This window comes from Variovorax cryoconiti (genome assembly GCF_051216395.1).
GTDB lineage: Bacteria > Pseudomonadota > Gammaproteobacteria > Burkholderiales > Burkholderiaceae_C > Variovorax.
In genome coordinates this window covers 277,445-289,026 of the sequence record NZ_JBPJZI010000006.1, presented here as the reverse complement: position 1 = coordinate 289,026, position 11,582 = coordinate 277,445, and the positions used below count along the sequence as shown (strand labels likewise).

At 67.8% G+C, this 11,582-nt stretch carries 12 protein-coding genes; 6 read left to right on the top strand and 6 right to left on the bottom strand.

Features of this window, described 5'->3' with window-relative positions; translation table 11 throughout:
• Nucleotides 1–122: integrase core domain-containing protein (locus ACSFA2_RS17265; RefSeq protein ID WP_435456545.1), on the top strand; the 122-nt coding region annotated here is incomplete at its 5' end.
• Here the strand turns inward: ACSFA2_RS17265 and ACSFA2_RS17260 are convergent.
• The 5 genes from ACSFA2_RS17260 to ACSFA2_RS17240 form a co-directional block, all read right to left on the bottom strand.
• On the bottom strand, nt 119–1,099 hold the full coding sequence (locus tag ACSFA2_RS17260; RefSeq protein ID WP_435456536.1) for a Bug family tripartite tricarboxylate transporter substrate binding protein: 981 nt from the start codon (nt 1,097–1,099) through the stop codon (nt 119–121). The genes ACSFA2_RS17265 and ACSFA2_RS17260 overlap by 4 nt on opposite strands.
• A 15-nt stretch (nt 1,100–1,114) precedes the next feature.
• Nucleotides 1,115–2,095, bottom strand: coding sequence for a CysB family HTH-type transcriptional regulator (locus ACSFA2_RS17255; RefSeq protein WP_435456535.1), 981 nt, complete (start codon nt 2,093–2,095; stop codon nt 1,115–1,117).
• Nucleotides 2,096–2,219: 124 nt separating this feature from the next.
• Nucleotides 2,220–3,062: a MetQ/NlpA family ABC transporter substrate-binding protein gene (locus tag ACSFA2_RS17250; protein WP_435456534.1), complete on the bottom strand. Its 843-nt coding sequence runs from the start codon at nt 3,060–3,062 to the stop codon at nt 2,220–2,222.
• 144 nt (nt 3,063–3,206) lie between these two features.
• Entirely contained in the window at nt 3,207–4,418 is a 1,212-nt protein-coding gene (gene solA, locus ACSFA2_RS17245; RefSeq protein WP_435456533.1) for an N-methyl-L-tryptophan oxidase, read from the bottom strand.
• Nucleotides 4,419–4,436: 18 nt separating this feature from the next.
• Nucleotides 4,437–5,408 (bottom strand): aliphatic sulfonate ABC transporter substrate-binding protein, encoded by a 972-nt coding sequence (locus ACSFA2_RS17240; protein WP_435456532.1) that lies wholly within the window; start codon nt 5,406–5,408, stop codon nt 4,437–4,439.
• A gap of 230 nt (nt 5,409–5,638) precedes the next feature.
• Here ACSFA2_RS17240 and ACSFA2_RS17235 point away from each other — a divergent pair, with 230 nt between their 5' ends.
• From ACSFA2_RS17235 to ACSFA2_RS17215, 5 genes are read left to right on the top strand one after another with little or no spacing between them, the layout of a single operon-like run.
• Entirely contained in the window at nt 5,639–6,550 is a 912-nt protein-coding gene (locus ACSFA2_RS17235) for a TauD/TfdA dioxygenase family protein (protein ID WP_435456531.1), read from the top strand.
• 1 nt (nt 6,551) lies between these two features.
• Nucleotides 6,552–7,562 carry an ABC transporter substrate-binding protein gene (locus ACSFA2_RS17230; RefSeq protein ID WP_435456530.1) on the top strand — a complete coding sequence of 337 codons (1,011 nt, stop codon included), beginning with the start codon at nt 6,552–6,554 and terminating at the stop codon, nt 7,560–7,562.
• Between the two features lie 2 nt (nt 7,563–7,564).
• Nucleotides 7,565–8,572: an ABC transporter substrate-binding protein gene (locus tag ACSFA2_RS17225; RefSeq protein WP_435456529.1), complete on the top strand. Its 1,008-nt coding sequence runs from the start codon at nt 7,565–7,567 to the stop codon at nt 8,570–8,572.
• Nucleotides 8,572–9,462 (top strand): ABC transporter ATP-binding protein, encoded by an 891-nt coding sequence (locus tag ACSFA2_RS17220; RefSeq protein WP_435456528.1) that lies wholly within the window; start codon nt 8,572–8,574, stop codon nt 9,460–9,462. Before ACSFA2_RS17225 ends, ACSFA2_RS17220 begins: the two co-directional genes overlap by 1 nt.
• The gene (locus ACSFA2_RS17215) at nt 9,459–10,331 is read left to right on the top strand and encodes an ABC transporter permease (protein ID WP_435456527.1); all 873 of its coding nucleotides are present in this window, start codon (nt 9,459–9,461) and stop codon (nt 10,329–10,331) included. The genes ACSFA2_RS17220 and ACSFA2_RS17215 overlap by 4 nt, the downstream gene beginning before the upstream one ends.
• A gap of 9 nt (nt 10,332–10,340) precedes the next feature.
• On the opposite strand, the gene ACSFA2_RS17210 is transcribed toward ACSFA2_RS17215, so the two are convergent.
• Complete coding sequence (locus ACSFA2_RS17210) at nt 10,341–11,570, bottom strand: acyl-CoA dehydrogenase family protein (RefSeq protein WP_435456526.1); 1,230 nt, start codon at nt 11,568–11,570, stop codon at nt 10,341–10,343.
• Nucleotides 11,571–11,582: the final 12 nt, after the last annotated feature.

Below are 11,582 nucleotides of genomic sequence, written 5' to 3'. Positions count from 1 at the left end.
CCGAGGCCCTGGCCAGCTGGCAGCATCACTACAACTGGCATCGACCGCACAGCGGCATCGGGGCCATCGCTCCGATGTACAGACTCAAATCTGCAAACAACCTCTTGACGGTTCACAGCTAGTCCGCCTTGATGCCGCTCACCTTGACGATCTGCGCATAGCGCTCGTACTCGGCCGCCACCTGGAGAGAAAACGCGCGCTGCGTGTCGCCAGTGCCCTCGATGCCCTGCGCCGCGAGGTAGGCGCGCACCGCCGGGTTGCGCACGATCGGCGCCACCGCCGCGCCGATCGCGTCGACGACCGCTTGTGGTGTCCGCGCCGGGGCGAAGAGGCCGAACCAGGTGCCCGACCTGAAGCCCGCGTAGCTGTCGGCCACGGTAGGTACCTCGGGCAGCAGCGGATGCCGCGCGTCACCGCCGACCGCCAGCGCGACCAGTCGGCCACTGCGGATGTGCGGCAGCGCGGGGCCGATGGCAATGAACATCAGGTCGACCTGGCCGGCGATCACGTCCTGCATGCCCAGCGGACCGCCGCGGTAGGGGATGTGGGTGACATGGATCCCCGCCCGCTGCTTGAGCAGCTCCATGCCGAACTGCTGCGGGCTGCCGTTGCCGGCAGATGCATAGTTGTACTGGCCGGGCTTGAGCTTCGCGGCGCTGGTGAAGTCGCGCAGCGTCCTGAATCCGGTCCGCGGGTTCGCCACCAGGACGAAATCGATCTTTCCGAGCGACACGACCGGTACCAGGTCGGCACGCGCGTCGTAGGGCAGACTGGACAGAAGGTTGGGCAGGATCGTGACCGGACCGTCGGCACCCACCAGCAGGCTGTAGCCGTCCGGAGGCGCCTTGGCCAGCGCCTCCGCGGCCACGATGCCGCCGGCGCCCGCACGGTTGTCGACCACCACCGGCCGCTTCCAGACCTCGGACAGGCGCGGCCCGAGATAGCGCGCCAGCACATCGGGCGAACTGCCGGCGGTGTTGGCCACGGTGATGTGGATGGGGCGGGCCGGCCAATCGGCGCTCGGCGTCTGTGCCGATGCCGCATGCAGCACACCGCACAAAAGGGCAGAGGCCAGTCGAAGGACGGTGGATGGGCGCATGGTGTCGTCCGTCGATCAGTGCACGGCCGGCGCCCCAGCGCCGCGCAGGGGCACTGGTCGGACCGCGCCGGGCGCAGGATCGACGTCGAGCGCCGCATCCACCACGCTGCGCGTGAGCGTCGGGGCAAAGGCTTCGATGAAGGCGTACACGTAGCCGCGCAGGTAGCTGCCACGGCGCACCGCCAGCTTGGTCGTGTTGATGCCGAACAGCGGGCCCGCGTCCACCGCGCGCAACTGCGTGTCGCGCTCGGCCTCGTAGGCCACGCCTGCGACGATGCCCACGCCCATGCCCAGTTGCACGTAGGTCTTGATGACGTCGGCGTCCATCGCCGTCAGCACGATCTGCGGTGCGATGCCCGTATCGCCGAAGGCGGCGTCGATGCGCGTGCGACCGGTGAAGCCGGTGTCGTAGGTGATGAGCGGGTACTGCGCCAGCGCCTCCAGGGTCAGCGGCGCATCGAGCAGCGGATGGCCCGGGGGCACGATCACCGAATGGGTCCAGCGGTAGCAGGGCAGGGCGACGAGCTGCGGGTAGTCGCCCAGCGCCTCGGTGGCGATGCCGACCTCGGCTTCGCCGTCGAGCAGCATCTGTGCGATCTGCTTGGGCGAGCCCTGGTGCAGGTGCAGCTTGACGCCCGGGAACAGGGCGCGGAACTCTTGCACCGCCAGCGGCATGGCATAGCGCGCCTGCGAGTGCGTCGCGGCCACCGAGAGTTGCCCGTCCTGCTGGCCCGCGAACTCCTGGCCGGCCTGGCGCAGGTTGTGGCTCTCCAGCAGCACGCGTTCGATGATCGGCAGCAGGTGGCTGCCCGGCGAGGTGAGGCCGGTCAGGCGCTTGCCGGCCCGTGCGAACAGCGACACGCCGAGTTCCTCTTCCAGCTCGCGGATCTGTCGGCTGACGCCCGGCTGGGACGTATGAAGCGCGTGCGCGGCTTCGGTGAGGTTGAAGCCGCAGCGCACCGCCTCGCGCACCGAGCGCAGTTGTTGGAAGTTCATGTTGTTCTTGGGCGTGGTAGCAAGGCCGGCCATTCTCTGGCGCAGCCCGCACAGCGCGAACAACCGTTTTCTTCCTTCTTAATGAAGCAATCGTCTATGGGCGACTACGGCCCACTGCGAACGATCAGAAGGCCGGGACCAGTGCGCCGTTGAACGTCGTCTCGATGAACTGCTTGACCTCGGCAGACTGGTAGGCCGCCACCAGCTTCCTGGCCCACGGCTTGTCCTTGTCGATGCGGCGCACCGCGATCAGGTTGGCATACGGGCCCTTGGCCGACTCCTTGAGGATCGCGTCCTTGTTGAAGGACAGGCCCGACTTCTCGGCGTAGTCGTTGTTGATGGAGGCGATGGTCAGGTCGTCGAGCGAACGCGGCAGTTGCGCGGCGTCGAGCGCCACCAGCTTGATCTTCTTCGGGTTGGTCACCACGTCGAGCGGCGTCGCGTTGTTGTTCTTGACCGCTTCGGGCTTGAGCGTGATCAGGCCGGCCGACTGCAACAGCAGCAGCGAGCGGTTGCCGTTCGACGGGTCGTTCTGGATGCCGACGGCGGCGCCTTCGGGCAAAGCGTCGATGCTCTTGAGCTTGCGCGAATAGAAGCCCAGCGGCGCGGTGATGGTCAGGCCGACCGGCACGATGTCGAAGCCGCGCGACTTGATCTGGTTGTCGAGGAAAGGCTGGTGCTGGAAGGCGTTGGCGTCCAGGTCGCCGGCGGCCAGCGCTGCGTTGGGCAACTGATAGTCGTTGAAGACGACCACGTCGATGGTGAGTCCGTCGCGTGCCGCCACCTTCTTCACCACCTCGAAGATCTGTTCGGCATTGCCGACCGAGATGCCGACCTTGATGCGGGTCTTGTCCTGTGCATGGACCGGGGCGGTGAAGGTGAATCCTGTGGCGACGACGGCAGACAGGGCGAGGACGGAGAACACGGACAAGAGGGCGCCGCGGCGCGGAAGAAAGGCGAGGGACATGGAATACCTGAGAAGCGAAAAGGAGCGCGACTGTGCCACCGCCTCTGCGGGCTGCCAACGACGCAATCCTCATGTCGATATGTGGCGCATGCGGGCAGCGGGTATGCGGCGTGCAGATAGGCACATCGCCGATGCGTCGTTCGTCTACGCGGTCGGTGCCACGCGCTGCCGCGCGAAGGCGCCGAGGTCGTGGCGCGTGCCGCGGCCCAGCACGCGCTCGGCGATGGCCTCGCCCAGGCCGGCCGAATGCTTGAAGCCGTGGCCCGAGCAGGCCGAGGCGATCAGCACGTTGGGTGCGCCGTCGAGCGCATCGACGACGAAGTTGCGATCGGGCGTCACCGTGTACATGCAGGCGCGCGCCTTCACCGCGCGGCCGCCGATCTGCGGGAAGCGGCCTTCGACGCGGCTGCGGTACATCGCCTCGATCTCCGCTGCGCTCACCTCGCGCTCCAGGATCTCGGGCGTGGTCGTGTGCTCGTACTGCTCGGTCGCGACCTTGAGCACCGGCCGTGCCGCGTCCGCACCCGGAAAGCCGTACATGTAGTCTTCCTGCGCGTCCCCGAACATCCAGATGAAGATGGGAAAGCGCCCGGGTGCGAAGTCGGCCGCGGCGGCGCCGGTGTCGAACCAGTACATCACCTGGCGGTACACGCCGAAGTCGGCCTGCCAGTCGACCCGTGCCTGCCGGCCGAGGAAGGTGGGCAGCCATGGTCCTGCGGCCACCACCACCTGGTCGGCGGTGAAGCGGCCGGCCTCGGTCTGCACCGCCACCGTGTCGCCGTTGCCCAGCGGTTCGACCGCGAGCACGCGCTCGCCGTTGCGCACCACGGCACCGGACGCCACCGCGCCCTCGAGCTGGGCGGCGATCGCTTCCTCGGGCCGCACGAAGCCGGCCTCGGGTTCGAAGTAGCCGAGCTCGTCGCCCTGCAGCGCGAACTGCGGGAAGCGCGCGCGGATGGCCGCGGCGTCGAGCAACGCGTGCGCAATGCCGAAGCGCTCGGCGCATTCGATGGTGCGGCGCAGGAAGTCGGGCTTGCCGTGGTGTGCGGCGATGCGGTCGCGCGGCGCGAGGATCAGTCCGCCGGTCTGGCTCAAGAGTTGGCGGCCGGTGCGTGCTTCCAGCTCGCGCCAGATGCGGTGCGAGCGCTGCACCAGCGGCACGAAGGCGTCGCCTTCGCCCACCGCCAGCCGGGTGATGCGCGATTCGCCGTGCGACGAACCCAGGTCGTGCGGCGGCGTGTGCTGGTCGATGCCGAGCACCCGCGCGCCGCGCTGCGACAGCTGGTAGAGCGTCGCGGCGCCGAGTGCGCCGAGGCCGACGACGATCGCGTCGTAGTGGGAGTTGCTGTGGGTCACAGGGAATAGTGTGCGCGATCAGAGGATCGGCAGGTCGAGGAACGCATCCTTCACCTCGATCGGCTTCGGGATCAGCTTGAGCTGCGCGAAGACATCGGCCAGGCCCTGCTGTTCCTTCGCGATCTCCGGCGTCAGCGCCACCACGCCGTACTGGCGGCGCTCGGTGGCCAGTGCCAGCACCTTGGGATCGACCTTGAGCTGCGGTGCGAGCGTGTCCACCACGTCCTTCGGGTGGCCCTGCGCCCACTGGTTGGCCTTGCGCAGTTCGGCGAAGACGGTGCGCAGCGTGTCCTGGTTGGCCTTCGCATAGCCGGGCTGCGCGAAGTGGTAGGTGCGGTTGCCGCTCAGCCCGCTGCCGTCGAACAGCAGGCGCGAATCGGTCGCGATCTGCGCACCGGCGAGGAAGGGGTCCCACAGGCCGATGGCGGCCACGCTGCCCGACTGGTAGGCCGCGACGGTGTCGGACGCGGTCACGATGTAGACCGGCTCGACGTCTTCGTAGCGCAGGCCGGCCGCCTGCAGCGCCTTGATGAGCACGTACTGCGTGTTGTAGCCGCGGCCGGTCACGACCTTCTTGCCCTGCAGGTCGCGCACCGTTCGGATCGGCGACTCCTTCGGCACCAGGAAGCCGACGCCGCCCGGGTACGGGCTTTCCGCGGCCAGGTAGACCAGGCCCTTGCCGCTGGCCTGCTGGAAGATGCCGATGCCGTCCGACGCGTGGCCGAAGTCGATGGCGTTGGCCGCCAGGGCTTCGGACAGCTGGCTGCCGCCGAGGAACTCTTTCCACTCGACCGTCACGCCGGCGGGTGCCAGCGCTTTCTCGAGCTGGCCCGTGCCCTTGAGGATGTTGAGCGTGTTGAACTTCTGGTAGCCGATGCGAATGACCTTCGGCGTGGCCTGCGCGAACAGCGGGCCGGCGACGATGGCGGCGGTGGCGGCAGCGCCGGCCTGGAGCAGGGCACGGCGGCGCTGCGAGGGAATCGAATGCATGAGAGCGTCCTCGGGATTGAAAGGCGCCCAGAGGCTAGGGCGCGGCGTGCGCCTGCGCCAGAAAGCCTTTCGCATGTGCTCATGCGGAAACAAGAGTTGGCGGTCGGCACACGCGCACAGACGTTTTGCGCATAAGCAAGCAACGAATCCGTCGTTCCTTGTTGGTTGCGTCTTCCCTAGAGTCGCCGCACTGTCGCGCCGTGTGGGCGTGGCGTCTCCTTTTCATTTCCATGACCGAAGCCACCCTTTCCCGCAACAGCGAGCCGAGCGCATGGCGCGATGCGCCGAGCCAGGCCTTCGAGGTTCGACCCTTCGATGCACCCGGGGGTGCCGAAGTCGTTGGACTCGACATCTCCAAGCCCATCAACGACGCCGACTTCGCACGCCTGCACCGTGCGCACCTCGACCACCACGTGGTGGTGTTCCGCGACCAGCGCGTGTCGCCCGACGACCACGTGGCCTTCAGCCGCCGCTTCGGTCCGCTGCAGATCCACGTGTTGCACCAGTTCCAGCTCAAGGGCCACCCCGAGGTGCTGATCGTTTCCAACATCAAGGAGAACGGCGAGCCCATCGGCCTCGGCGATGCGGGCGTGTACTGGCACTCGGACCTGTCGTACAAGGTGGTCCCCAGCTTGGGCTCGCTGCTGCATGCGCAGGAGCTGCCGAGCGAAGGTGGCGACACGCTGTTCGCCGACCAGCACCTCGCTTTCGAAACGCTGCCCGAAGCGCTCAAGCAGCGCATCCTGCCGCTGAAGGCCGAGCACAGCTACCTGGCGAAGTACGAAGAGTTGCGCGCCAAGAACCCGTGGCGGCCCAAGCTCTCGCAGGCGCAGGTCGACCAGGTCGCGCCTGCGGTGCAGCCGGTGGTGCGCACGCATCCGGAGACCGGCCGAAAGGCGCTGTTCGTCAGCGAGCATTTCACGACGCGCATCGTCGGCCTGCCGCAGGCCGAGGGCGACGCGCTGCTGGCCGAGCTGTTCGCGCACAGCGTGAAGCCCGAGTTCGTCTATCGCCACCAGTGGAAGCCGCACGACCTGGTGTTCTGGGACAACCGCTCGCTCATGCACCTGGCCGCCGGCACGCCCGACCACCTCCGCAGAAAACTGTTTCGAACCACCATCGAAGGCGACAAGCCTTTCTGACATGAAGCACATCCTCCGCAAAACGGCCGCGACCATCGCTGGCCTCGGCCTCGCCATTTGCAGCCTCGCGGCACATGCCGAAGGGCAGATCCGCATCGCCGAGCAGTTCGGCATCGTCTACCTGCTGCTCAACGTCGCGCAGGACCAGAAGCTGATCGAGAAGCACGCCAAGGCGGCGGGCGTCGACGCCAAGGTTGAATGGGTCAAGCTCTCGGGCGGCTCGGCCGTCAACGACGCGCTGCTGTCCGGCAACATCGAGATCGCGGGTGCCGGTGTCGGCCCGCTGCTCACGCTGTGGGACCGCACCAAGGGCCGCCAGAACGTGAAGGGCGTGGCCTCGCTCGGCAACTTCCCGTACTACCTGGTCAGCAACAACCCGGCCGTGAAGACGATCGCCGATTTCACCGAAAAGGACCGCATCGCGGTGCCGGCCGTCGGCGTGTCGGTGCAATCGCGCGTGCTGCAACTGGCCTCGGCCAAGCTGTGGGGCGACAAGGAATTCGCCAAGCTCGACAAGATCAGCGTGGCGGTGCCGCACCCCGATGCGGCCGCGGCCATCATCAAGGGCGGCACCGAGATCACGGGCCACTTCGGCAACCCGCCGTTCCAGGAACAGGAACTGGCCGGCAACCCGCAGGCGCGCATCGTGCTGAACTCCTACCAGGTGCTGGGCGGCCCGGCCTCGGCCACGGTGCTCTACGCCACGGAGAAGTTCCGCGCCGAGAACCCGAAGACTTACCAGGCCTTCATCGAGGCGCTGAACGAGGCGGCGCAGTTCGTCACGGCCAATCCCGAGAAGGCGGCCGACATCTACATCAAGGTGAGCAACGCGAAGATCGACCGCGAGCTGCTGCTCAAGATCATCAAGAACCCGGAAGTTCAGTTCAAGACCACGCCGCAGAACACCTACCAGTTGGCCGAGTTCATGCACCGCGTGGGCGCCATCAAGAACAAGCCGGGCTCGGTGAAGGACTACTTCTTTGACGACGCGCAGAACGCGGCCGGGAACTGACGATGAGCGCTCGTTTTCTGAAGGGCGCCGTGGCCGCCCTGGTCGCCGCCGTGGCGCTGCAAGGCATGGCGCATGCCGAAGGCAAGATCAGCATCGCGCAACAGTTCGGCATCGGCTACCTGCTGCTCGACGTGGTGCGCGACCAGCAGCTCATCGAGAAGTACGGCAAGCAGCAGGGTGTGGACGTGCAGGTCGAATGGGCCAGCATCTCCGGTGCCACTGCGATGAACGAGGCGCTGCTGGCCGGTGCGCTCGACGTGGTGTCGGCCGGCGTGCCGCCGATGCTCACGATGTGGGACCGCACCAAGGGCAAGCAGAACGTGAAGGCGGTGGCTGCGCTCGGCTCGCTGCCCAACTACCTCCTGAGCAACAGCCCGCGCGTGAAGACGCTCAAGGACCTGGGCGAGAAGGACCGCATCGCCGTGCCGGCGGCAGGCGTGGGCTTCCAGTCGCGCACGCTGCAGATCGAGACCGCGAAGCTCTTCGGCAAGGACGACTTCAAGCGCTTCGACACGATCTCCGTGAGCCTGCCGCACCCGGAAGCCACCGCCGCGCTGATCGCGGGCGGCTCCGAAATCAACACGCATTTCTCGAGCGCGCCGTTCTACTACCAGGCGCTGGATGCGAACAAGGCGATCCACAAGGTCATCAGCAGCTACGACATCCTCGGCGGGCCGGCGACCTTCAACGTGCTGTACACGACGCAGAAGTTCCACGACGACAACCCGAAGACCTACAAGGCCTTCTATGCGGCGCTGGTCGAGGCGGCGCAGCTCGTGAAGGCCGACAAGGCCCGCGCGGCCGACATCTTCATCCGCGTGCAAAAGTCCAAGCTCTCGCCCGAGCTGGTGCGCCGCATCATCGAAGACCCGGAGAACGACTTCACCGTGTCGCCGCACCGCAGCTACGTGTACGCCGACGAGCTGCACAAGCTCGGCGTTTTGAAGAACAAGGCGGTGTCGTGGAAGGACTACTTCTTCGACGAGGCCTACGCGCAGCCGGGGTCGTGATGTCCAACGCCGGTCTTCACGCATTGCGCGTCGCCCCGCACGCTCCCCGTCAGATTCGGCAGCTCGGCCTTCCTGGGCCGGTGTCGGCAACGCACGCATCGGACGGCCCTCCGTCGGCATTGCTCCAGGTCGACGGCGTGAGCCTTGAGTACCGCACGCCCGAGCGCGTGGTGCGTGCCACGCACCGCGTGAGCTTCGACGTGCATGCGGCCGATCGCTTCGTGCTGCTCGGGCCGTCCGGCTGCGGCAAGTCCACGCTGCTGAAGGCGGTGGGCGGCTTCATCGCACCGGTGGAAGGCGAGATCCGACTCGACGGCCACCGCGTCCGCGGGCCAGGGCCCGACCGCATCGTCGTGTTCCAGGAATTCGACCAGCTGCCACCCTGGAAGACGGTCAAGCAGAACGTGATGTTCCCGCTGCTGGCGTCGAAGACGCTGGGCCGCAAGGAGGCCGAGGAGCGCGCGCTGCACTACCTGGCCAAGGTCGGCCTCGCCAAGTTCGCCGACGTGCACCCGCACCAGCTCTCCGGCGGCATGAAGCAGCGCGTCGCCATCGCCCGTGCGCTGGCCATGCAGCCGCGCGTGCTGCTGATGGACGAGCCCTTCGCCGCGCTCGATGCGCTCACGCGCCGCAAGATGCAGGAGGAGCTGCTCGTGCTGTGGGACGAGGTGCGCTTCACGCTGCTCTTCGTCACGCACTCGATCGAAGAGGCGCTGGTGGTGGGCAACCGCATCGCGCTGCTGTCGCCGCACCCCGGGCGCATGCGCGCCGAGATCAACAGCCACGACTTCGGCCTGGGCAGCCTCGGCGGTGCCGAGTTCCAGGCGACGGCCACGCGCATCCACGACATGCTGTTCGAGGAAGAAGTCGAAGGGGTGACTGCGCCATGAGCGACGCACTGACGCCGCCGGTCCGGCCCGAGTACGAGCGCCGGCTCGAACCTTTCACCGAACTGCCGGTCGAGCGGGCATTGCCCTTCGCGACGCGCTTGTGGTCGCAGGGCTGGCTGCGCAAGGGCGTGATCCTCGTCGTGCTGGCGGTTCTGTGGGAACTGGCCGCACGCTGGCAGGACAACGAACTGCTGCTGCCCACATTCACTGCCACCGCACGGGCGCTGGTCGAGGGGTTGGCCAGCGGCGAGCTGGTCGAGAAGGTGCGCATCTCGCTGGCCGTGCTGCTGCAGGGCTACGTCGCGGGCGTGCTGCTGGCCTTCGGCCTCACCACGCTGGCGGTGTCGACACAGATCGGCCGTGACCTGCTGGACACGCTGACCTCCATGTTCAACCCGCTGCCGGCCATCGCGCTGCTGCCGCTGGCGCTGCTGTGGTTCGGCCTCGGACGCGGCAGCCTGGTCTTCGTGCTGATCCATTCGGTGCTGTGGCCGCTGGCGCTCAACACCTACGCCGGTTTCCAGGGCGTGCCCGAGACGCTGCGCATGGCGGGCCGCAACTATGGCCTGCGCGGTTTGCGCTACGTGCTGCAGATCCTCGTGCCGGCCGCGCTGCCGGCCATCCTGTCGGGGCTGAAGATCGGCTGGGCCTTTGCCTGGCGCACGCTGATCGCGGCCGAGCTGGTGTTCGGTGCGTCGTCGGGCAAGGGCGGCCTGGGCTGGTACATCTTCCAGAACCGCAACGAGCTCTACACCGACCGCGTGTTCGCCGGGCTCGCGCTCGTGGTGTTGATCGGCCTGGCGGTCGAGAGCTTCGGTTTCGCGACGCTGGAACGGCTCACGATCCGCAAGTGGGGCCAGCAGCGTTAGCCCCCGCGCTCAGGTCGACGACGGCGCCTTCGTTCCCACGCCCCAGTAGAAAGTCGGCCGCGTGCCGTTCAGCGCGTTGTCGCCGATCACCCGTGCCTTGTAGATCACCGGGTTGTGGGAGGCCAGTGTGCGCGCGTTGCGCCAGTGGCGGTCGAGCCGGCGGCTCTCCTGCAGCGCGGTGGCGCCGCCCACGTCGAACAGGCGTGTGGCGGCACCGAGCACGGCGTCGGTGACGACGACCTGGGCCTTGCCAGCGCGCAGTTCCACATCGACGAGCAACTCCTCGGACAGAGGCTCGCCCTGCAGGCGCAGCCGGTCGATCTCGCCGAGCCCGCGGGCCACCTCGCGCGCGGCCAGCGTGGCGACGAAGGCCGTGCTCGACAACTGGCCGATCACCTGCTGCACCAGCGGGTCCTCGCGTGGCACCGCGCCGCTGCCGTGGCTGAACACGCGCTTGCGCGGCTGCACGAAGGCGACTGCATCGCGCTCGATGGCACGCGCGATGCCGGCCAGCGTGGCGATGTGGAAGAGCTGAAACACCGCGGTCATCGGCGTCGCACCGGTGCGCGAGAAGTCGATGATGTGCGCGGCCTCGACAGGCACGCGGTCGAAGCGCGTGGTGCCTGAAGCCGTCAAACGCTGGCCAAAACCGTTCCAGTCGTCGATGCACGTCACGCCCGGCGCATCGGTATGCACCAGGGCCAGGGTGCGCCACTGCGCGGGGTCGGTGTCGTCGCGCTGCACGGTGACGGCCACCCAGTCGGCATAGAGCGTGCCGGTGCTGTAGAACTTCTCGCCGCTCAGCAGCCAGGCACCGTGCTCGCGGAACACGCGGGTCTGCAACTGGCCGAGCGCGCCGTCGCCGGCCTCGGTGGTGGCGTTGCCGAAGATCGCGCCGTCGGCCACGCGCCGCAGCCACGGTGCACGCTGATCGGGCGTGAACTCCACCAGCACGCGCTCGACGAACCCGAAGTGCGCGCGCAGGGCCTGCGGCAGGTTGGAGTCGGCCTCGGCCAGCTCGATGATCAGTTCGTACAGCTGCTCGGGCGTGGCGCCCAGGCCGCCGTGCTCGCGTGGCACGCGCAGGGCGCCGAAACCGGCTTCGCGCAGCCAGCCGATGGCGTCGTGGGCGAGGGCGCGTTCGTGTTCGCGGCTGGCTGCACCTTCTGCGATGCGGGCGAAGACAGGACGGAAGCGTGCGGCGAGTTCGGCGTCGGTAGGCAGGTTCTGGAATGACATGGTGATCGAGAT

Coding starts and splice junctions, on each gene's coding strand:
- ACSFA2_RS17220 (WP_435456528.1), top strand. CDS start 8,572: ATGTCCAACGCCGGTCTTCACGCATTGCGCGTCGCCCCGCACGCTCCC.
- ACSFA2_RS17210 (WP_435456526.1), bottom strand. CDS start 11,570: ATGTCATTCCAGAACCTGCCTACCGACGCCGAACTCGCCGCACGCTTC.
- ACSFA2_RS17250 (WP_435456534.1), bottom strand. CDS start 3,062: ATGTCCCTCGCCTTTCTTCCGCGCCGCGGCGCCCTCTTGTCCGTGTTC.
- ACSFA2_RS17235 (WP_435456531.1), top strand. CDS start 5,639: ATGACCGAAGCCACCCTTTCCCGCAACAGCGAGCCGAGCGCATGGCGC.
- ACSFA2_RS17230 (WP_435456530.1), top strand. CDS start 6,552: ATGAAGCACATCCTCCGCAAAACGGCCGCGACCATCGCTGGCCTCGGC.
- ACSFA2_RS17225 (WP_435456529.1), top strand. CDS start 7,565: ATGAGCGCTCGTTTTCTGAAGGGCGCCGTGGCCGCCCTGGTCGCCGCC.
- ACSFA2_RS17255 (WP_435456535.1), bottom strand. CDS start 2,095: ATGAACTTCCAACAACTGCGCTCGGTGCGCGAGGCGGTGCGCTGCGGC.
- ACSFA2_RS17260 (WP_435456536.1), bottom strand. CDS start 1,099: ATGCGCCCATCCACCGTCCTTCGACTGGCCTCTGCCCTTTTGTGCGGT.
- ACSFA2_RS17240 (WP_435456532.1), bottom strand. CDS start 5,408: ATGCATTCGATTCCCTCGCAGCGCCGCCGTGCCCTGCTCCAGGCCGGC.
- ACSFA2_RS17215 (WP_435456527.1), top strand. CDS start 9,459: ATGAGCGACGCACTGACGCCGCCGGTCCGGCCCGAGTACGAGCGCCGG.